The following is a 278-nucleotide window of genomic DNA, read 5'->3' on the forward strand; positions in this document are numbered from 1 at the left end:
TACACTACCTGTAAAGGCTGCTCATTCCAGCCACTATAAAAATTCGTTCTGAATATTTGATGGCGACCCACCAGCTGATTGAGGCTTTCGGCAAAAGCCTCCACTTGGAAGCTGCCTTGCAGATCAAATGTCGCCTGCTCAAAGTACGCCCCGGATTGCGGCTCCATGAAGCCATGGAACAGGATGCCTTTTTGCATAGGTGTTAACGAATAAATGTTTTCCAGTTCTCCCGCAGCAGCCGTCTGCTCTACAATATGATCCAGTTCTACAGCCGTCAG

1 protein-coding gene is annotated in these 278 nt (G+C 48.6%); it reads right to left on the reverse strand.

Translation table 11 applies throughout. The features are described from left to right. The coding region (locus tag HFE01_RS26690; protein WP_167438879.1) for a condensation domain-containing protein at nt 1–278 on the reverse strand (278 nt) is incomplete at both ends.

Source organism: Paenibacillus sp. EKM10P, from assembly GCF_011800655.1.
Lineage (GTDB): Bacteria > Bacillota > Bacilli > Paenibacillales > Paenibacillaceae > Paenibacillus > Paenibacillus polymyxa.